General features: G+C 68.3%; 14 protein-coding genes. 1 reads left to right on the top strand and 13 read right to left on the bottom strand.

Annotated features, from left to right (window positions below; genetic code table 11):
• Positions 1 to 2 precede the first annotated feature (2 nt).
• The 8 genes from panD to HGI30_RS07120 form a co-directional block, all read right to left on the bottom strand.
• Positions 3 to 386: an aspartate 1-decarboxylase gene (gene panD / locus HGI30_RS07155; RefSeq protein ID WP_168906995.1), complete on the bottom strand. Its 384-nt coding sequence runs from the start codon at positions 384 to 386 to the stop codon at positions 3 to 5.
• A 514-nt stretch (positions 387 to 900) separates the two neighbouring features.
• Complete coding sequence (gene zapA / locus HGI30_RS07150) at positions 901 to 3,858, bottom strand: cell division protein ZapA (protein WP_168906994.1); 2,958 nt, start codon at positions 3,856 to 3,858, stop codon at positions 901 to 903.
• A 201-nt stretch (positions 3,859 to 4,059) separates the two neighbouring features.
• Positions 4,060 to 6,495, bottom strand: a complete 2,436-nt coding sequence (gene pheT, locus HGI30_RS07145) for a phenylalanine--tRNA ligase subunit beta (protein WP_168906993.1) — start codon at positions 6,493 to 6,495, stop codon at positions 4,060 to 4,062.
• Between the two features lie 22 nt (positions 6,496 to 6,517).
• Positions 6,518 to 7,552, bottom strand: coding sequence for a phenylalanine--tRNA ligase subunit alpha (gene pheS / locus HGI30_RS07140; RefSeq protein WP_168906992.1), 1,035 nt, complete (start codon positions 7,550 to 7,552; stop codon positions 6,518 to 6,520).
• A gap of 438 nt (positions 7,553 to 7,990) precedes the next feature.
• Positions 7,991 to 8,611, bottom strand: a complete 621-nt coding sequence (locus HGI30_RS07135; RefSeq protein WP_168906991.1) for an HPP family protein — start codon at positions 8,609 to 8,611, stop codon at positions 7,991 to 7,993.
• A gap of 328 nt (positions 8,612 to 8,939) precedes the next feature.
• Positions 8,940 to 9,668, bottom strand: a complete 729-nt coding sequence (locus HGI30_RS07130) for a response regulator (protein WP_168906990.1) — start codon at positions 9,666 to 9,668, stop codon at positions 8,940 to 8,942.
• 19 nt (positions 9,669 to 9,687) lie between these two features.
• The gene (locus HGI30_RS07125) at positions 9,688 to 10,554 is read right to left on the bottom strand and encodes a sensor histidine kinase (RefSeq protein ID WP_168906989.1); all 867 of its coding nucleotides are present in this window, start codon (positions 10,552 to 10,554) and stop codon (positions 9,688 to 9,690) included.
• Positions 10,555 to 10,611: 57 nt separating this feature from the next.
• Positions 10,612 to 12,228, bottom strand: a complete 1,617-nt coding sequence (locus tag HGI30_RS07120) for a copper resistance CopC/CopD family protein (protein ID WP_168906988.1) — start codon at positions 12,226 to 12,228, stop codon at positions 10,612 to 10,614.
• A 969-nt stretch (positions 12,229 to 13,197) separates the two neighbouring features.
• Here HGI30_RS07120 and HGI30_RS07115 point away from each other — a divergent pair.
• Complete coding sequence (locus tag HGI30_RS07115) at positions 13,198 to 13,365, top strand: hypothetical protein (RefSeq protein ID WP_168906987.1); 168 nt, start codon at positions 13,198 to 13,200, stop codon at positions 13,363 to 13,365.
• An 84-nt stretch (positions 13,366 to 13,449) separates the two neighbouring features.
• Here HGI30_RS07115 and HGI30_RS07110 read toward each other — a convergent pair whose 3' ends face one another.
• From HGI30_RS07110 to HGI30_RS07090, 5 genes are all read right to left on the bottom strand, one after another.
• The gene (locus tag HGI30_RS07110) at positions 13,450 to 13,956 is read right to left on the bottom strand and encodes a gamma-glutamylcyclotransferase family protein (protein ID WP_168906986.1); all 507 of its coding nucleotides are present in this window, start codon (positions 13,954 to 13,956) and stop codon (positions 13,450 to 13,452) included.
• Positions 13,953 to 14,720, bottom strand: coding sequence for a LamB/YcsF family protein (locus HGI30_RS07105; protein ID WP_206110038.1), 768 nt, complete (start codon positions 14,718 to 14,720; stop codon positions 13,953 to 13,955). Before HGI30_RS07105 ends, HGI30_RS07110 begins: the two co-directional genes overlap by 4 nt.
• Positions 14,721 to 14,741: 21 nt before the next feature.
• The gene (locus HGI30_RS07100) at positions 14,742 to 15,350 is read right to left on the bottom strand and encodes an MOSC domain-containing protein (protein WP_168906985.1); all 609 of its coding nucleotides are present in this window, start codon (positions 15,348 to 15,350) and stop codon (positions 14,742 to 14,744) included.
• A 39-nt stretch (positions 15,351 to 15,389) separates the two neighbouring features.
• On the bottom strand, positions 15,390 to 16,457 hold the full coding sequence (locus HGI30_RS07095) for a 5-oxoprolinase subunit C family protein (protein WP_168906984.1): 1,068 nt from the start codon (positions 16,455 to 16,457) through the stop codon (positions 15,390 to 15,392).
• Between the two features lie 204 nt (positions 16,458 to 16,661).
• A complete protein-coding gene (locus tag HGI30_RS07090) occupies positions 16,662 to 17,519 on the bottom strand; it encodes a helix-turn-helix domain-containing protein (RefSeq protein WP_168906983.1) in 858 nt (285 codons plus the stop codon).
• Between the last annotated feature and the right edge of the window lie 71 nt (positions 17,520 to 17,590).

Genomic DNA, 17,590 nt, shown 5'->3' with positions numbered 1-17,590 from the left:
CTTCAAATCATCGTGGAGTGCAGCTCGCGGTAGGAGGCGGCTGCGATCCGGTTGTCCGCATCCATGACGATGACTTTGGGGACGTAGCCGCGCGCTTCCTCCTCGGCCATCATCGCGTAGGACATGATGATGACGAGATCGCCGGGCTGGGCATGGCGGGCCGCGGCGCCGTTCAGGCAGATGACGCCGGAGCCTCTCGGGCCGGGGATGACATAGGTTTCCAGGCGAGCGCCGTTGTTGATGTTGACGATCTGCACCTTCTCGTTCTCCCAGATGTCGGTTGCATCGAGCAGTTCCTGATCGATCGTGACGCTGCCGACATAGTTGAGGTTCGCCTCGGTGACGACGGCGCGGTGGATTTTGGATTTGTGGATTTCTCGGAACATTAGGACACTCTCCTCTTCGGAATGGTAGAGACGGTTCGGGAGCTCTGGCTCATCGCAGCTGCAAGCTGCGGAATGGAGGCACCGCCTTTCGTCAGAGTAAAGGGTTAGCGAAGGAAAGGATTAATTGGGTAAAGGATAACCGCGCAAAGCGGCGCGAAGCTCTCGGTGCCGGGGGTCTTGGGGAGAAAAACCTGCACGCCGCAAGGAGAATGCGCATAGGCGTTAGGGCTCAGCGTGCAGAGAGGAGACGATATTCGACAAGGATGAAATGCGTCCGATCTAGGTATAAATTCCTTATATTTACAGTTTTCAAAGAGCGGAGAAGGTCTATTTCACCTAAATACTAGATGATTCAGGGAGTCGGCGACAGGGAGAAAAGTACTTTAGCACTGGGGGATTTTTCTATTCCAACTCCTACTATAGGATTAAAAAAAAGCCTTGCGGTCACCGTTTCCGGTCCGCAAGGCTCCGCAAGGCGGATCGCCCGCCGCTCGGGCTGCTGCGCTTGCATGCGTCAGCTCTGCTCGATCAGCTCGATCCATTCGTTGTATTCCGTCTGCAGCTTGGAATATTCCGTGCGCAGCAGCTCGAACTCCGTCCGCAGCTTGTCGTAGGCTGCCGTCAGACGCTCGTTGTCGCGCTGCAGCTCGCCCAAATCCTGACGGCTGTCCAAGCGCTCCTCCTCGAGCTGCCGCATCGCATCCTCCAAGCGCTCGACCGCGCTGCCGGAGACGGCGGCCTCCTGATGCGAGAGCTCCAGCTGACGACGCAGCTCCTGCTCGGCCTCGGCGCGGTCCGCCGCCTGGCGGGTCTGCTGCTCGAGCCGCTCTTCCAGACCGGCGGCAAGCCCGCTCAAGCGCTCCCGCTCGGCGGCGGCTTCGTCCAGCCGGCGCTGCCAGTCCCGCTCGGACTGCTCGCGCAGCGCTTCGGCCTGGCCCGCGGTCTCCGACAAGCGGCGCTCCAGCGCTTCCCGAGCCGATTCGGACGCGGCAAGCTTCTCGCGCAGGGCGGACTCCGCCTCGTCGCGGGACGAGAGCGCCTCTTGCAGGCGGCTCGCCGACTCGCGCAGCCGGGCATCCAGCTCGGCCGTCCGCTGCCGGGACAGCTCGAGCTCCTCCTGGGTCGATCTCAGCATGCGCTGGGATTCCTCCAGCAGCCGGCCGCGCGCCTCCTCCTGCTCCATGACGAGCAGCAGATGCTCTTCGGCATCGGCGATCCGCTTGGACCAGTCGGAGCGCGCCTCCGCCAGCTCGCGCCGGGCCGCATCGCGCTCCTGCTCCAAGCCGGACCGCTCCTGCCTCCGCGCCTCGCTCTCTCCGGCAAGGCGGCGCTCCGCCTCCTCGGCCCGGCTGGCTTCGCCGGACGCCCGCTCCTCCAGGACGCGCAGGCGCTCCGCGCCGCCGGCACGCTCGGCCTCGGCTTCGGCGCGGAGCCGCTCCAGCTCCTCGGCATGGGCGGCGACGAGCCGCTCGGAATCCTCTTGCGCCGCAAGCCGCGCGAGCTCCAGCTCTTCACCGGCTTCGCGGCGCAGCCGCTCCGCTTGCTCCGCGGCAGACGCCTGCAGCGCCTCTGCGCGCCGCTCTGCCCCGCGGACCTGCTCGGCCGCCTCGGCCTGCGCCTGCTCGCGCGCATGGCCGATCTCGTCCGCCGCGCGCTCCAGCGCCTCGCGCAGCTCGGTCGCCGCCGCCTCGCGCTCGGCCGCGGACGCGGCGCGCAGCCGCTCCAGCTCCGCCTCGAGCGCGGCGGCACGGCCGGTCTGAGCCTCCAGCTGGCGGCGCGAAGCCTCCAGCCGCTCCTCGGAGCGGCCCAGCTGCTCGCGCGCCTCCGCCTCGCCGCGCTCCAGCGCCTCGGCCCGCTCGCCGGCCTCGGCGAACAGCCGCTCCGCCTCCTCGCGTCCTGTCCGCTCGGCGGCAAGCTTCAGCTCCAGCCGGCCGCTGCGCTCGCGCTCCGCCTGCAGCGCCTGCTGCTGCTCCTGCAGCGCCTGCTCCTGCTCCTGCCGAAGCTCCTGCAGCACATGCAGCTGCTCCTCCTGCAGCTCCTGCAGCCGCTGCTGCTGCTCCCGCTGCTGCTCCTGCAGGCGCTGCTCCAGCGCCGCAAGCCGCCGGCGCGCCTCCTCCAGCGCGGAAGCGCTCTCCGTCAGCTGCGACTGCAAGCCGGACTCCGCCTCCTGCGCCAGCTCCAGCGCCTCGGCGAGCTGCAGCTCGTGCTCCGCACGCAGCCGCTCCAGCTCGCCGCGGTGCTCGGCATCGCGGCCCGCGAGCGCGCCCTCCAGCTCCGCCCGCTGCTGCGATCGAAGCGCCGCCAGGCTCTGCTCGCCTTGCTGCCGCGCCTCGCGCAGCTGCTCCTCCAGCTCTCCGGCGCGCAGCAAATGGCGCGCCTCGAGCGTCTCGAGCTCCGCCCGCTGGGCCTCGAGCAGCGTCGACCGCTCCTGCTCGCGCTCCCGGCACTCCGCTTCGTAGAGCTGCTCCAGCTCCGCCCGCTCGCGCTCCCGCGCCTCGGCTTCCCCGGCATGCAGCGCCTCCAGCTCGTGGACGCGCTCCAGCAGGCGCGTCTCCAGCTCCGCGAGCTGGGAGGCGAACGCCTCCTCGCGCGCGGCGAGCTCGGCCGCATGCGCCGCCTCGAGCTCCGCCCGCTGGCTCTCGAACACGGCTGCGGCCTCGGCGCGCTCCTCCTCGAGCCGCCGCTCCAGCTCCGCGCGGCTCTCCTCCAGCTGTACGGCCAGCCGGCGCCGCTCCCGCTCGAGCTGCTCGCGCGCGGACGCCTGCTCCGCCTCATGGCGGCGCGCCGCTTCCGCCATCGCCTCGGCATGACGCGACTCGCGCTCGCTTGCTTCCGCCTCGTAGAGCCGCTCCCACTCCTGCCGCTCCGACTCCAGCATCTGCGCGGCCTCGCCGCGCTCCGCCTCATGCCGGCGCTCCAGCTCCTCGGCGCGGACGCGGTCCTCCTCGATCAGGCGCCGCTTCTCCTCGCCCCAGCGCCGCTCCAGCTCGGACGCCGCAGCGGCTGCCTGCCGCTCCAGCCGCTGCGACTCCTCCTTGACCGCCTCCTGCACGGCGGCCAGCCGCTCTTCGGCCTCGGCGCGCAGGGCGGACTCCGCCGCCTCCCGCTCTCCGAGCAGCCGCTCCAGCTCCTCCGCCGTCCGCCGCTCGCGGAGCTCCAGCTCCTCGCGCGCCTGCTCCGCCGCGGACTGCGCCTTGTCGAGCTCGCCCATCAGCGTCTTGCGGATGCTCTGCTCCTCCTTGAGCAGCTCGCTGTCCTGCCGCAGGCGGAACACGTCCTCCGCCATATGCACGGCCGCAAGCACCGCCAGCCTCGGCATGTCCAGCCTCGGGTAGCCCTTGGCCAGCTTGTGCATGTTCTCGTCGACCAGCTGCGCGACCCGCCGGATATAATCCGAGCTGCTGTGTCCCGTCAACCGGTATTGATGTCCGTATATATCGACCGTTACTCTCAAGCGATCGGCTTCCTTCAAGGCGGTATCCTCCCGTTGCTCGTTGAGCTGCTCTCCTGCTGCCTGTCTATTTTGGATCGCCCGTCCCAGGGCGGAAAAGTCCATGTGGATAAGAACGATTCAGGGGCCTTTCCGGCTTCGCCAAGCCCCCTCAGACAAGGAAAAGCCGCATCGGCAGCTCCCTCGCGGGATTACTTCGATGCGGCTTCCTGCGTTTCCTGCCTATTTCCTCAATTCCGCGGAGAAAGATTGCTCCAGCGCGGCCACCGCCGCGGCATGCGCCGCCGCGACCTCCTCGTCGGTCAGCGTGCGCTCCGCATGGCGGTACACGAGCGCCAGCGCGACGCTCTTGCGGCCCGCCCCGAGCTTCTCTCCGGTGTAGACGTCGAACACCTGGACCGACTCCAGCAGCTCGCCGGCCGCCCCGCGGACGGCGGCGGCCAGAGCGGCCGCCGGCACCGACTCCTCCACCGTCACCGCGATGTCGCGGTCGGCCGCCGGATAGCGCGGCAGCGTGCGGTAGACGATGTCGCGGTCGACCGCGTCGTACACCGCGCCAAGCTCCAGCTCGGCCACGTAGACGTCGTCGAGTCCGAGCTCCTGCTGCAGCTCCGGATGCAGCTGGCCGACGTAGCCGATCGTCTCGGCTCCGCGCTCTCCGTCCAGCTTGACGGCGGCCGTGCGGCCCGGGTGCAGGCCGGCCGGAGCGGATGCCTCGTACGAGACCGAGCCGCCGAGGCCGAGCGTGGCGAAGATCGTCTCGAGCACGCCCTTGGCGTCGTAGAAGTCCGTCTTCTCCGCCTTGCGGTTCCACGCGGCGGCGCGGCGGGCTCCGGTCAGCAGCAGCGCGAAGCGATGCTTTTCCTGCGGCAGCCGCGTCAGCGTCTCTTCGTCGGTGTGGAACACCGTGCCGATCTCGAACAGCGCCAGATCATGGTTCTTGCGGTTGCGGTTGTACGCCGCCGTCTCCAGCAGCTGCGGCAGCAGCGTCGTGCGAAGCACGCTGCGCTCCTCGCTCATCGGCATCGCCAGGCGGATCGGCTTGGCGTCCGGCGCGAGATCCGGGAACAGCCCCGTGCGCTCCGGAGCCGTGAACGAGTAGCTGATGACCTCGTGCAGGCCGGCGTCCGACAGGCGCCGGCGCAGCTCGCGGCGCACCGCCTGCGGCGCGGTCAGCGAGCCGGGCGTCGTCTCGCCGACGATCGGCGTCGTCGGGATGTTGTCGTAGCCGTACAGGCGGGCGACCTCCTCGATCAGGTCGACGTCGCGGGAGATGTCGCCGCGGCGCGTCGGCACCTGCACGCGGATCGAGCCGTCGCCGACCTCGGAGTCGAAGCCGAGGCGGCCGAAGATCGCCTGCGCCTCCAGCTTGGAGATGTCCGCGCCGAGGTAGCCGGAGATGCGCTCCAGGGACACCTCGATGACGGCCGGCTCGTACGTGCGCGCCACGTCCTCGGCGATGCCTTCCGTGACGAGGCCGCTGCCGAGCTTCGCGATCAGCGAGGCCGCGCGGTCGAGCGCCGGGATGACGCGCGCCGGATCGACTTCCTTCTCGAAGCGCAGGCTCGCCTCCGAGCGCAGGCCGAGCTGGCGGGACGTGCGGCGCACGACGGAGCCGTCGAACTTGGCGGATTCGAGGATGACGTTCGTCGTGTCGCCGTCCACCTCGGAGTTCGCCCCGCCCATGACGCCGGCGAGGCCGATCGCCCGATCGCCGTCCGCGATAACCAGCATGTGCGGCTGCAGCTTGCGCAGCTGGCCGTCCAGCGTCTCCAGCTCCTCGCCCTCGCGGGCGAAGCGCACGACGATGCTGCCGCCGGCGACCCGGTCCGCGTCGAAGGCGTGAAGCGGCTGGCCGTACTCCAGCATGACGTAGTTCGTCACGTCGACGATGTTGTTGATCGGCCGGATGCCGGCCGCCATCAGCCGGTTCTGCAGCCAGAGCGGCGACGGAGCGACCTGCACGCCGCGGATGTAGCGGGCGCTGTAGTGCGCGCACGCCTCGCGGGCGTCGATGCGCACCGACAGGCGGTCCGCCGTCTTGTCCGCCGCGCCGAACACGGCGCTCTCCGGCAGCTTGACCGGACGGCCCGTCAGCGCGCCGATCTCGTAGGCGACGCCGAGGTAGCTGAGCGCGTCGGATCGGTTCGGCGTCAGGTCGAGCTCCAGCACATGGGAGCTGAGGTCGAGGACCTCGCCGATCGGCTTGCCGAGCTCCAGCTTCGGCAGGACGAGGATGCCCTCCTGCAGCTCCTTGGGCAGCAGCTTGTCGTTCAGCCCGAGCTCGCGCGCCGAGCAGATCATGCCCTGCGACTCGACGCCGCGCAGCTTGGCGCGCTTGATCGCGAGGCCGCCCGGCAGCTTGGCGCCGACGGTCGCGACCGGCACATGCTGGCCGGCGTCCACGTTGGCCGCGCCGCAGACGATCTGCAGGTCTTCGCCGGCGCCGACGTCCACCTTGCAGACGTTCAGCTTGTCGGCGTCGGGATGCTTCGTCTTTTCCTTGACGTAGCCGACGACGACGCCGGTCACGCCTTTGTCCATCGCCTCGACGGCGTCGATCTCGATGCCGCCGGACGTCATCTTCTCCGCGATCTCCTGCGGCGTCAGCCCTTCGAGGCTGATGTAGTCCGCGAGCCAGTTCGTCGATATTTTCATGGCGCTAGTCCCCTCTCTTTCCTTACATCCGCTCGAACTGGCTCAGGAAGCGCAGGTCGTTGGCGTAGAAGTGGCGAATGTCGTCGATGCCGTACTTGAGCAGCGCGATCCGCTCGATGCCCATGCCGAAGGCGAAGCCGGTCACTTCCTCGGGATCGTAGCCGCCGGCCTCGAGCACCTTGGGGTGAACCATGCCGCAGCCGAGAATCTCGAGCCAGCCGGTCTGCTTGCACATCCGGCAGCCGCTGCCGCCGCACTGCGAGCAGGTGACGTCGACCTCGGCGCTCGGCTCGGTGAACGGGAAGAAGCTCGGGCGCAGCCGGATGCGCGCCTGCTTGCCGAACATCTCCTGCACGAACTGCAGCAGCGTGCCCTTCAGGTCGCTCATGCGGATGCCTTTGCCGACGACGAGCCCCTCGACCTGGTTGAACTGGAACGAGTGCGTCGCGTCGTCGTCGTCGCGGCGGTACACCTTGCCGGGACAGATGACCTTGAGCGGCGACTTGCCGTTCATCGCCTTCATGGCGCGGATCTGCACGGGGGATGTCTGCGTGCGCATGAGGATCTCGTCGGTGATGTAGAACGAGTCCTGCATGTCGCGGGCCGGGTGGTTCTTGGGCAGGTTGAGCGCCTCGAAGTTGTAGTAGTCGGTCTCGACCTCGGGGCCTTCGGCGATCGTGTAGCCGAGGCCGATGAAGATGTCCTCGATCTCCTGCGCGACCTTGTTCAGCGGATGGACCGCTCCGGTCGGCAGCGCGCTGCCGGGCAGCGTCACGTCGATCGTCTCCGAGCGCAGCCGCAGCTCGGTCTCGGCGCGGCGGTAGCCCTCCGCCTTGTCCTCGATGACGGCCTCGATCGCCCCGCGCACGCGGTTGGCCACCTCGCCGATGACCGGACGCTCCTCGGCGCTCAGCGCGCCCATGCCGCGCAGAATTTCGGTCAGCGCGCCTTTCTTGCCCAGATACTTGACGCGGAGCTCGCCGAGCTCCTGCGGTCCGGCGACTCCTTGCAGCTCCTGCAGCGCCTCCGCCTGCAAAGCCTCCAAACGTTCCTTCATCGCTTACGCCTCCTTCGAACTTGGCCCCGGCTGCCGCCGGAATGCCGCTGTGAAAAAACAAAAAGGCCCTATCTCCGCAAGGGACGAAAGGACCGTGGTACCACCCTGATTCCAGCCGGGGGGCGGGGCATCTCCTGAAGGCGGGAACCCCGCCGGAAAGCCGCTCGTCCCTGGCGCGGATGCGCCGGGCTGCTTGAAGGCCGGATAACGGACGGCTGCCCGCGAGCCTCTACAGGCGTCCTGGCGGACGCGTTCAAGGCTCGAGCTCCGGAGTGAATTCGGCCGGCTGGCTGCCGGGGACCGCTCTCAATCGGCGGCGGTCCCTCCCTGTCGGGCCAGGCACGGCGTACTGGTCTCCATCGATGCTGGTGGATATCTTGGCTCATTATATCCAGAGCGAATGGAAAATGCAACTCAAGAGGCGCCGTCCGACCGGCCTCAGCGCCAGTACGTGGGATAGCGGCGGCCGGGAAGCGCGTTGTTGTACAGCAGCGCCACGAGGACGATCAGCAGGCTTCCCGAGAGCACCGGCTGCAGCAGGAAGCTCCAGTCCGGCTGCGCGGCCAGGATGAGCAGCGGATCGGCGCCGGCGGGCGGATGCAGCGTTTTGGTCAGCACCATCAGAAACATGGCTGTCGCGACGGCGGCCGCCATCTGCCACGGGCCGCTGCCCGCGAGCTTGAGCCACAGCAAGGCGGAGGCCGAAGAGATCAGATGGCCGCCCACGATGCTGCGGGGCTGCGAGAGCGGCGCGTCCCACGCGTAAAAGGCGAGCACGCAGCTCGCTCCCAGCGGCGCCATCAGCCACGGCTTGGACGTCCACCGGGTCAGCAGCGCGAGCGCGAGGACGGCTGCGAAGCCTCCCGCGGCTCCTAGCAATGCCTGCCTGGGGCTGTTCCGAAGCGGATTGGTTCCGCCTCCGGCCATTTTGGCGACGTACCTCCGCCAATGCGGCGCGGCAGCCGCCGCTTCCGGCTCGGGAGAGAATCCTTGAGTCACGGCCGCGTGGCCGGGCGTCGCAGTCCCGATCGGCCTCGGCCCCTTTTCATGTTCATCCATCGGCGGCATCCATTCCTTCCCTCGTCACGTCAAGCTGTTCATCGGCATCCAGGCCAATGAGGGGCAATTAAAGCCCCGGCCGCATCGAGAAGCTCGATCCGTCCGGAGTCCGCCTGCGGCTTGAAGCCGCGCTGAGGCGCTGCCGGGCATGGATGTCGATTCCCTCCTGCGGAACGATTGTTCCCCGCTTTTATTTTACTAGTATAAGATTGCATCCGGCAACGGACATGACTCGAAAGGGCTACGATCAGGGCGGAAATGAAAACGGCGGTCGGTCCGCATCCCCATGGATGACGAGCCGCCGCCGAGGCCGATCCTCTCGCACCGTTCAGCTTGCGCCCGGGCCGCGATTCATAAGCCCGTTCTCGAACGCGTAACGCGCGAGCTGCACCCGATTGTCGAGATGGAGCTTCTGCAGGATGTTCTTGAGATGGTTCTTGACCGTATTCTCCGATATGCCGAGCGCAGCCGCCGCCTCGCGGTTGGAGTCGCCGCGCGCGACCCGCTCCAGGATTTCTTTTTCCCGCTCGGTGAGCGGCGACAGCGCCGACGCGGCCGAACGGGAAACGGACGACGGCGATGCCTGCGGGTCCGCGGCGCCGGACGACCTTCCTCCCGGCAGAAATTCATGCAGGATGCGCGTGGCGAGCTCCCGGCTCATCGGAGCCTGATCGAGCGAGACGGCCCGCAGGTAATCCAGCCAGGCGGAAGGAGAGAGGTTCTTGAGCAGATAGCCCTGGGCTCCCCGCTTGATCGCCTCGAACAGGTCGGCGATGTCGTCGGACACCGTCACCATGACGATCTTGACGGACGGCAGCAGCGCCTTGATGCGGGAGGTCGCCTCCAGTCCCCCGACGCCCGGCATGCGGATGTCCATCAGGATGAGGTCCGGCTGCAGCTCCTCGGCCCGCGCGACGGCCTCCTCTCCTCCCGACGCTTCTCCGGCGATCTCGAAGAAAGGGTCCTCCGAAAGGATGATCCTCATCCCCTCGCGCCCGTGCGGATGGTCGTCGACCAGCAGCACCCGCACCGGCTCGTTCCGTTCGGCAGCGTTCATCTATTCTCCTCCTCGGTAGTCATGGCTTCGATTTTTTGTGGGACGGCTGACGAGCGACTTCGACAAGCGTGCTTGTTCCCGCCTCCGTGCCGGGGCTCTGGAAGCGGAAGCTCCAGCCCGCTCCTTCCGCTCGATCGCGCATCATGCGCACGCCGTAGTGGCCCTTGGCCGACTCGGCTCCGGGCGGGGCGCCCGCTCCGTTGTCGGCGACGGCGCAGCGGAAGCCGTCCGCTCCCTCCTGCCGGCAGACGACGCGGACGAACGAGGCGGAGGCATGCTTGCGCACGTTCATGAGCGCCTCGCGCACGATCGCGAGCAGCTCGACCTTTTCCCGGCTCGTCAGGAGCAGGTCGGGCAGCTGCCAGTCGATCTCCGTCCGCGTCCCCGACTCCTCCAGCTCCGCCGCGGCATCATGCAGCGGCTGCAGCCACGGCATCCCGCTCTCCGCCGCCGTATCCGCCGAACGCAGGCTGGCGATCGCTTCCCTCACATCCTCGTATACATGCCGCACCGTCCCGCGAATCTGCTCGCTCGCCTGCTTGACCTCCTCGGGCGATTCCGCCCGGTCGAGGCGATCCAGCTTGACCGACAGCAGGAACAGCGACTGCGAGATGCCGTCATGCAGCTCCCTCGCCATCTGGTCCCTTTCCTGAACCGCCGCCTTCACCGCCTGCTCGCGCCGCAGCTCCTCCTGCACGTTCTCCAGCATGGCGAACAGCTTGGAGAGCAGGGTCACCGTGACGAGAAAGACGAGGATCGGACTGATGAGGTTGCCCGTGTCCATGGACACGTAGGGCAGCAGGAACGTATGGCGGGCATATTCCCATGCCGCCGTCAGGACGGTCGGCGTCCACAGGATGAGCCTTTTGATCGTGCTTGCCTTCATCGTCCACCTCCTCTCTCGTGCCGGCAGGCCGTGCCCGCCCGCTGCGACCGCCCGGCGTCAGTAGTTGCGGAAGCCGAGCCGCTCGACCCGTTCGTCGTCGTTCTTATCCATCACGCGGACCTCGGCCGTCCAGCGGCCTGCGAACGGCAAGTACGTGCCGCTGGCGCGGTAGGCCGTCTTGGTATACCCTTCGAACGTGCTGATCTCGTCGTCCTCGAACTTCTCCAGCGGAATCTCGATCGCGCCGAGCTCCGGCTTGTCCTCGGACTGAAGGCGCAGCTTGACCGATTTCGGATCGCCCAGGCTCTGGTGCATCCAGATGCGGACCGCGAACTCGTTGTCGCCGGGCACGTTGGGAGTGATCCGGATCGACACGTGCATCTCGCTGCCCATCTTGTGCCAGCCGACCGGCTCGTTGGCCGGCAGCGGGCTGATGTAGGTGAAGACGCCGACGATGACGAGGATGAGTGCCATGAGCGCGCCGTCCGCCTTGAGCAGCGCGCCGCTCGGGAAGCCGGACCGCTTCATGCGGCTGCGCAGGAAGAATCCGACGCCGGCGACGAGCACGACCAGCCCGGTCTTGACGAGCAGCAGGATGCCCCACGGCGTCAGCAGCAGATACTCCGGCTTGGTCATGTACAGAAGCGTCAGGCCGATGCCCGACAGCGTCAGAGCGACGATGCTGATCCACGCCATGCGCGAGAAGCGTGCGGCGAAGCGTCCGGCTTCCTTGCGCTCGGCGGACCAGAGGAAGAGCAGCAGCATGAGGCCGCCTGCCCACAGCGCCGCGAAGACGAGATGGACATAATCGAGCGCGAGCGCCGCCCAGCGCGGAGCGGCTGCGGCCGCATGGCCGCTCCACGCCTCCGTCGCGAGCAGCAGCAGCGCCCAGACGAAGCGCAGCGCGCCGCGGCCGGCCGGCAGCGCGAGGCCGACGAAGGCGAGCAGCAGCAGCGCCAGGTAGCTCTGGCCGACGCTTGTCGCCGTAAACAGCCGGATCCATTCGGAGGTCGGCTGGCCTTCCATGAGCAGCTGCGTCTCGACGAAGACGTAGAGCAGCGCGACGAGCACGAGCGCTTGCTGCGGCATCCGCTCGAGCCGTCCGCGCAGCGGATCGGCGATGCGGGACCACCCTTGCCGGTACAAGAGCGGCCAAAGCGCCGCGCCGGCGGCAAGCATGAGCGCGGCATAATAAAGGAAACGCGCGGCGTACTGGATGAGGCTGGCCGTCGTCAGCCCGCCTTCGGCGTGGTTGGCATGGCCGAGCTGCGCATGGACGTCGAACGTCGAGGCGTCCCGCGCCGCAGGCGGGTCTCCGATGACGAACACGTAAGAGCCGCCGATCGGATGGCCGTCCTCGGAAACGATGCGGTAGCTGACCGTGTAGACGCCCTGGTCCAGCTCGGGCAGCGGCAGCGTCAGCGCCAGCCCGTCCTCGCTCAGCTTCGCCCGCTCGGCGGTCACGGGGTCGGAGCTGCCGTCCAGCACCTCGAGCGCTCCGACGGCGCCTTCGACGCGTTCGTTGAAGACGAGCTTCACCTCGGCCGGCGCCGCCTCGAGCCGCGCCCCCGCCGCCGGGCTCGCTTCGAGCAGCGAGGCATGCGCTGCCGCCTGCTGCGGGAGGCCGAGCAGCAGCGAGAGCAGCGCCAGGACGCCGAGCAGCGCGGCGGCCATCCGGCGCAGCGCCAGGCGCGCGGCGCGCGGCGCTCTTGGCCGCTGGGGCAGCGCAGAGCGGAGCCGCTGGGGCGGCGCAGAGCGGAGCCGCTGGAGCAGCGCTGAGCGAAGCCGCTGGGACGGCGCAGAGCGGAGCCGCTGGGGCAGCGCTGAGCGAAGCCGCTGGGGCGGCGCTGAGCGAGCGCAAGGCGGGGACCCAGCGGCGGCGTGGAGGCCGGCGGCCAAGGCCGGCTTGGCCGAGGCGGTTGGCCGCTTCGCGGAAAGTTCGCTATGGCAAGCGGCCAGGGACCGCTCCGTAGCCGTTTCCTTTCGGACAGAGTCCGATAGGATTTCGTTGCGTAGAATGGCGTTCATGCGCTCGGGGCACTCCCTTTCGTTCCTTCCTCTTGCCCTCTAGTTTACTTGATGCGCTCCATCTCGACCAAGCCGGAATGTGAACATTTGGGGGAGGCATCGCCAGACCGTCGTTGCGGCTGAGGCTGCCGCTGGTGGAAGCAGAGGACGATGGCTCGAATTGCTCGGTTTTTCCGCGCAACTTCGACGTTCAGCCTCTCTCACACCCGAGTTGCTCGGTTTTTTCGCCTAACTCCGATCGTCCTGCCCCTCTCACACCTGAATTGCTCGGTTTTTCCGCGCAACTCCGATCGTCCTGCCCCTCTCACACCCGAATTGCTCGGTTTTTCCGCGCATCTCCGATCGTCCTGCCTCTCTCACACCCGAGTTGCTCGGTTTTTCCGCGCATCTCCGATCATTCAGCCACTTCCCTCGCCCGAGTTGCTCCGAGCCACTCGATATGATCGAGCCAAGCCCTGAAGATGCCGCCAGGTCGTCAATTCAGTGGGCCGACGGGCGGATCGTGAGCGTCGTTCCCTTCGAGCGGCTTCCGCTCAAAGCTCCGCTTTTTCGGTTCCCTTTATCTGGATAAAGATGCGGCGGAGAGCGAACGCTACAAAGAGGAGGTGAACGCAGATGAGCAAATCCCAGCCCTTCGAGCCGTACCGATATGCCGAGCTCCCCCTCGCCGACGTAGAAAGAATCCGGGAGCTGGAGCAGTCGCTGACGGACGAAGGCGGCCGCAAGGTAACGCTGATCGCTTTCGAGCCCGAGCCGCCGAATCGCCAGGTCCCGAACGCCTAGTCCCCCCTTGCCGGCAAGGCTGGACGAAAACAGCTCAAGAACAAACCGCCTCGTTCGTAAAGCTCGGGCGGGACGTTCTTGAGCCTATTCCGGTTCGCCCGACTTCGACTCCGGGACGCTCCCGGGAGGCCAGATGTCGCTCAGCAGATCGGAGCAGCCGCGGTCGCTCGGCCACACATAGATCCAGCCCTGACGATCCGGATCGTCGAGATCCCGGGTCCAAATCCGCTCGTAATCATTGGCCTCCTCCGGGCCGAAAAAGTCCTCCAGCCGATCGCAAGCAGCCAAACCATCGCGCTCCAGCTTCAGCCACCAGCCTCGGACGGCTCGGTCTACAGGAGAAAGCTCGCGGACGAGCGCCGGATAACGGCCGTTCGCCGCGTCGACGAGACGTCCCCGCACGTGTCCCGGCTGCCGTGCAAGGACGAACGGGGCTGCGACGGCGAAGTTGCTTTGTCCTGGCTGAAGCGTCCCGTAGACAAACACCCAGACGGGGAATGCAGCAGACGGCGGACAGGCCGGCGGCGTGGCTGAGACGGCCGGAGCCGACGACGCGGTCGGGACGTGACGCGTGTCCGAGCGGCCGCTCATGGCTGCCAAGGCGAGGCGACGGCGACTCCGGCCGACTCCAGACCGGCGCGGATGAGCGCGGCCAGCTCGGCCGCTCGCGGTCCGTCGCCGTGCAGGCAAAGCGTTCGGACCGCCACCGGGACGAAGCCCCCGCCCAAGGCCGGGGCCTCCCCTCGCTGCGCGATCGCGAGCGACTGCGCCAAGGCTCGGGACGGTTCGTCATGCACGGCGCCAGGCCGATCCCTGCCGGCGAGCGAGCCGTCCGGCAAGTAGGCGCGGTCGGCGAAGCCTTCGGCCGCGAAAGGCAGCCCCGCCGAAAGGGCCGCGCGCTCCAGCGCTCCTCCCGGGGGACCGTATAAGGCGAGCCCGCCCAGCGCGACGGCAGCTTTCGCGACGGCATCCGCATGGTCCAAGCTGGCGTCGCAGCGATGGTACATCGCGCCATGCGGCTTGATGTGGCGCAGCTCGCCGCCGGCCGCATGCACGAACGCCTGCAGCGCGCCGGTCTGATAAAGGACCGCCTCATAGACGTCCTCGGCATCCAGCGCCATCGCGCGGCGGCCGAAGCCCTGCCGGTCCGGATAGCCCGGATGGGCGCCGACCGCCACCCCCGCGCGCAGGCAGCGTTCGACCGCCGTCCGCATCGTGCGGGCGTCTCCGGCATGCCACCCGCAGGCGATGCTCGCGCTCGTGATGGAGCCGAGCAGCGCTTCGTCCGCGCCGAAGTCGTACATGCCGAACCCTTCGCCGAAATCGGCGTTCAGGTCGATCGTCGGTATTCGCATGGTTAGGGCCTCCTTATGCCGTTATTGAGGGGGAAGGATGCGGATCTCGTCGCCGAACGCGATGCGGCCGGGACGCTCGACCGAGCAGACGATGCCGCGCCGGCCGCGCGCGGCCTTCACGAAGGCTTGCGGCAAGCGCTCCTTGGGCCGGACATGTCGCTCGATTTCCTTGCCGGCGTCAGTGCACGGATGGTTCTCGCCTTCGCAGACGAGGCCGGCCCCGCTCGGGAAAAGCAGCCTCGATCCGGCAGGCAGCTGCGTCAAGCCGGGATAGCCGGAGAGCAGCAGGTTGCCTCCGATCCATTCCGGATCGAGGGCCTCGATGCCCATGCGCTCCCTCGTTTCCTCCAGCTCCTCGCGAGAGAGGATGCTGATCTGACGGCGGTTGAGGATTTCGGCTCCGCGCGGGTACATCGGCTGCCGGCTGTCCGCGCGGGACGTCACGCCGAAATGGCGGTCGCCGCGGATTCCGCCGAACTCCAGCTCCGCCTCGGCCAGCTCTCGGGTGACGAAGCTGCCCGGAGCATCCGCCGTATAGAGCCCGGCTACGTAGGCCGGCGCTCCTCGCCTCTTACCGGACTTAGCGCGGCTTGAGGCCAGAGCGGCAGCGGCCGATTGGTCTTCATTCATATCTGGATCTTCCCTTCGCGATTGGTTGAAATTCGTCTCTCAGCGTCTGCTCCCGCGGTGCCGCTCCTGCAAGAAACGCTCGGTCCGAAGCCGCAGGGCGGCTTCCAGCCGGTCCAGCTCCCGCTGCTGCCGTAGCAGGAGGCGCTGCGCCTCCTCGAGCTCCACGCGGGAGAAGCGAATCTCGTCGCCGGGCCGCAGCTGGCCGAGCCGGGGCAGATCCGCCGCGATAACGTGCAGGATGACGGGATAGCCGCCCGTCGTCTGGCAGCCTGCCGCCAGCACGACGGGATGGCCTCCGGGCGGCAGCTGCACCGCGCCCGGCAGCACGCCGTGCGAGCGCAGCTCCGCGCGGCGCTCCAGCTCGATCGGATGGGCGTCCGGAACGAGCCGGACGCCCATCCGATCGCTGGCGGGAGAGGCGGCAAGCCGCTCCCGCCACAGCCGCTGCCGGGCCGCCTGCGCCAGCTGCCCGTAAGCGGCTCCCGGCACCGCGCGCAGCACGGTGCCGGAGCCTGCGCCGCCGCGCGCCACGAGGCGCGGCGCGAGCCAAGGCGCGGCGGCCGTCGGCACGCCGCCGCCAGCCTCGGCGGCGCGCTCCGCGAGCGCCGCCAGCAGCGCTGCGCCGCGCGCCGTAGGCTCGCTGCGGCGAAGCGCCTCGCCGGCGGCAAGACGCCGGCCGATGCCGCCGGCGCTCCCAGCCTCGCCGGCGGCGCGGCTGTCCGCCGGCGCGGCAAAGCCGCCGGCGACAGCCAGGTAGGCGCGGCAGCCGGAGCGCGCCGCGCCGAGCGAAATCGTGCCGCCAGAAGGCACATAGACCGCGCGGCGCGAAGGCAGCGGCACGCCGTCCAGGTCGGCGGGCATGTCGGCGCCGCAGATCGCGGCGAGCAGGCCTTCCGGCGCGTCGACGCGCAGGCGGGCGCCTCCGAGCGCCAGCTCCAGCGCGGGAGCGCCGCGTTCGTTGCCGCAGAGCAGGTTGGCCGCCTGCAGCGACAGCGCGTCCATCGCGCCCCCTGCCGGCATGCCCTGCCCGCGCAGCCCGGGACGGCCGAGATGCTGCAGCTCCGCGCCGAATCCGGTCCGAACGATCGTAATGGCCGCTTCCTGCATCCCGAGCCCTCCCTTTGTCCGAAGTCATGGCTTCCATTGTAGCTCAAGGCGAATCAAACTCGCCATCCCGCGCATCCGCGCCGCCTGAAGATCGGCCTCAGGGCGCGGGTCCGACCGGGCTTCGCCGCCGGGAGCTCCTTCGCTGCTGCGGTACGTTGGAGGGCTGACTCTGTGCGGTACCACGTTCCGATGAACCGAATCCGCTCAACCGCCACGCGGCTCTCCCATCAGCCTCCGCATCTTGCGGTCCGTCCCCGTCTCCGGAGCGGGCGTGTAGACGCTGACGCGCAGATCCCGCTCTCCGTGCGCCTGCAGGCTCGTCAGCTGAAACTGCATCTTGCCTGCGCGGGCATGGCGGAACTCGAGGATGACCTCCGGAGCGGCGCTGACGCGGCTCTCCTCCCACAGCGGGGCGAAACGCGCGTCGCGGCGCTCCATCTCCTCGATATAGCCGGAGTACCAGTCGTCCTCCGCATATTGGCCGTAGTAGTAGCGGAACAGCGCCAGATAGCCCCGGACGAACTGCTCCCAGTTGACGGCGAGCCGCTGGAGCTCCGGCCGGGTGAACAGCAGCGAGATCATGTTGCGTTCTCCGGGCGGTACCGCTCCGAAGTCGAGAAAGACCCGGGCGGCCGCTTCGTTCCAGCCGGCGATCCGGCAGCGGCGGTCCGATACGATGGCGGGACAGCCGTCCAGCTCGCCCAGAATCCGCTGGAGCGGCGCGGGCAGCGCCTCCGGCTCGCCGGAGGCGCCGCGCTCCGGATCTCCGCCCTCTGCCGCATCGCCCGCCAGCGAGGCCATGTACCGCTTCTCGTCGGCATTCAGCCGCAGCGCCTTGGCCACAGCATCGAGCACCGAGGCGGAGACGCGGATGTCCCGTCCCTGCTCCAGCCACGTATACCAGGTCGGGCTGACTCCCGCGAGCAGCGCCACCTCTTCCCTTCTCAGGCCCGGCGTCCGCCTCCGGCCTCCTGCCGGGAATCCATGTTCTTCCGGCCTGAGCGCCATCCGGCGGGAGCGCAGGAATTCCGATAAAGCCTTGAGCCTCGCCTGACGGTTCATGCCGCCCCTCCTTTATCCCGTTACCTTTTATCCTAGTATAAACGACAACTTGTACCAGCATAAGAGCTGTG

The organism is Paenibacillus albicereus, from assembly GCF_012676905.1.
In the GTDB taxonomy this organism is placed as follows: domain Bacteria; phylum Bacillota; class Bacilli; order Paenibacillales; family Paenibacillaceae; genus Paenibacillus_O; species Paenibacillus_O albicereus.
This window is presented reverse-complemented; position numbering and strand designations above follow the sequence as displayed.

Bases quoted from the DNA above. Each gene is read 5' to 3' on its own strand.
- pheS (WP_168906992.1), bottom strand. From the start codon at position 7,552: ATGAAGGAACGTTTGGAGGCTTTGCAGGCGGAGGCGCTGCAGGAGCTG.
- HGI30_RS07130 (WP_168906990.1), bottom strand. From the start codon at position 9,668: ATGAACGCTGCCGAACGGAACGAGCCGGTGCGGGTGCTGCTGGTCGAC.
- HGI30_RS07100 (WP_168906985.1), bottom strand. From the start codon at position 15,350: ATGAATGAAGACCAATCGGCCGCTGCCGCTCTGGCCTCAAGCCGCGCT.
- HGI30_RS07125 (WP_168906989.1), bottom strand. From the start codon at position 10,554: ATGAAGGCAAGCACGATCAAAAGGCTCATCCTGTGGACGCCGACCGTC.
- pheT (WP_168906993.1), bottom strand. From the start codon at position 6,495: ATGAAAATATCGACGAACTGGCTCGCGGACTACATCAGCCTCGAAGGG.
- HGI30_RS07105 (WP_206110038.1), bottom strand. From the start codon at position 14,720: ATGCGAATACCGACGATCGACCTGAACGCCGATTTCGGCGAAGGGTTC.
- HGI30_RS07090 (WP_168906983.1), bottom strand. From the start codon at position 17,519: ATGAACCGTCAGGCGAGGCTCAAGGCTTTATCGGAATTCCTGCGCTCC.
- HGI30_RS07110 (WP_168906986.1), bottom strand. From the start codon at position 13,956: ATGAGCGGCCGCTCGGACACGCGTCACGTCCCGACCGCGTCGTCGGCT.
- HGI30_RS07095 (WP_168906984.1), bottom strand. From the start codon at position 16,457: ATGCAGGAAGCGGCCATTACGATCGTTCGGACCGGATTCGGCGCGGAG.
- HGI30_RS07115 (WP_168906987.1), top strand. From the start codon at position 13,198: ATGAGCAAATCCCAGCCCTTCGAGCCGTACCGATATGCCGAGCTCCCC.
- panD (WP_168906995.1), bottom strand. From the start codon at position 386: ATGTTCCGAGAAATCCACAAATCCAAAATCCACCGCGCCGTCGTCACC.
- HGI30_RS07120 (WP_168906988.1), bottom strand. From the start codon at position 12,228: ATGGCCGCCGCGCTGCTCGGCGTCCTGGCGCTGCTCTCGCTGCTGCTC.
- HGI30_RS07135 (WP_168906991.1), bottom strand. From the start codon at position 8,611: ATGGATGAACATGAAAAGGGGCCGAGGCCGATCGGGACTGCGACGCCC.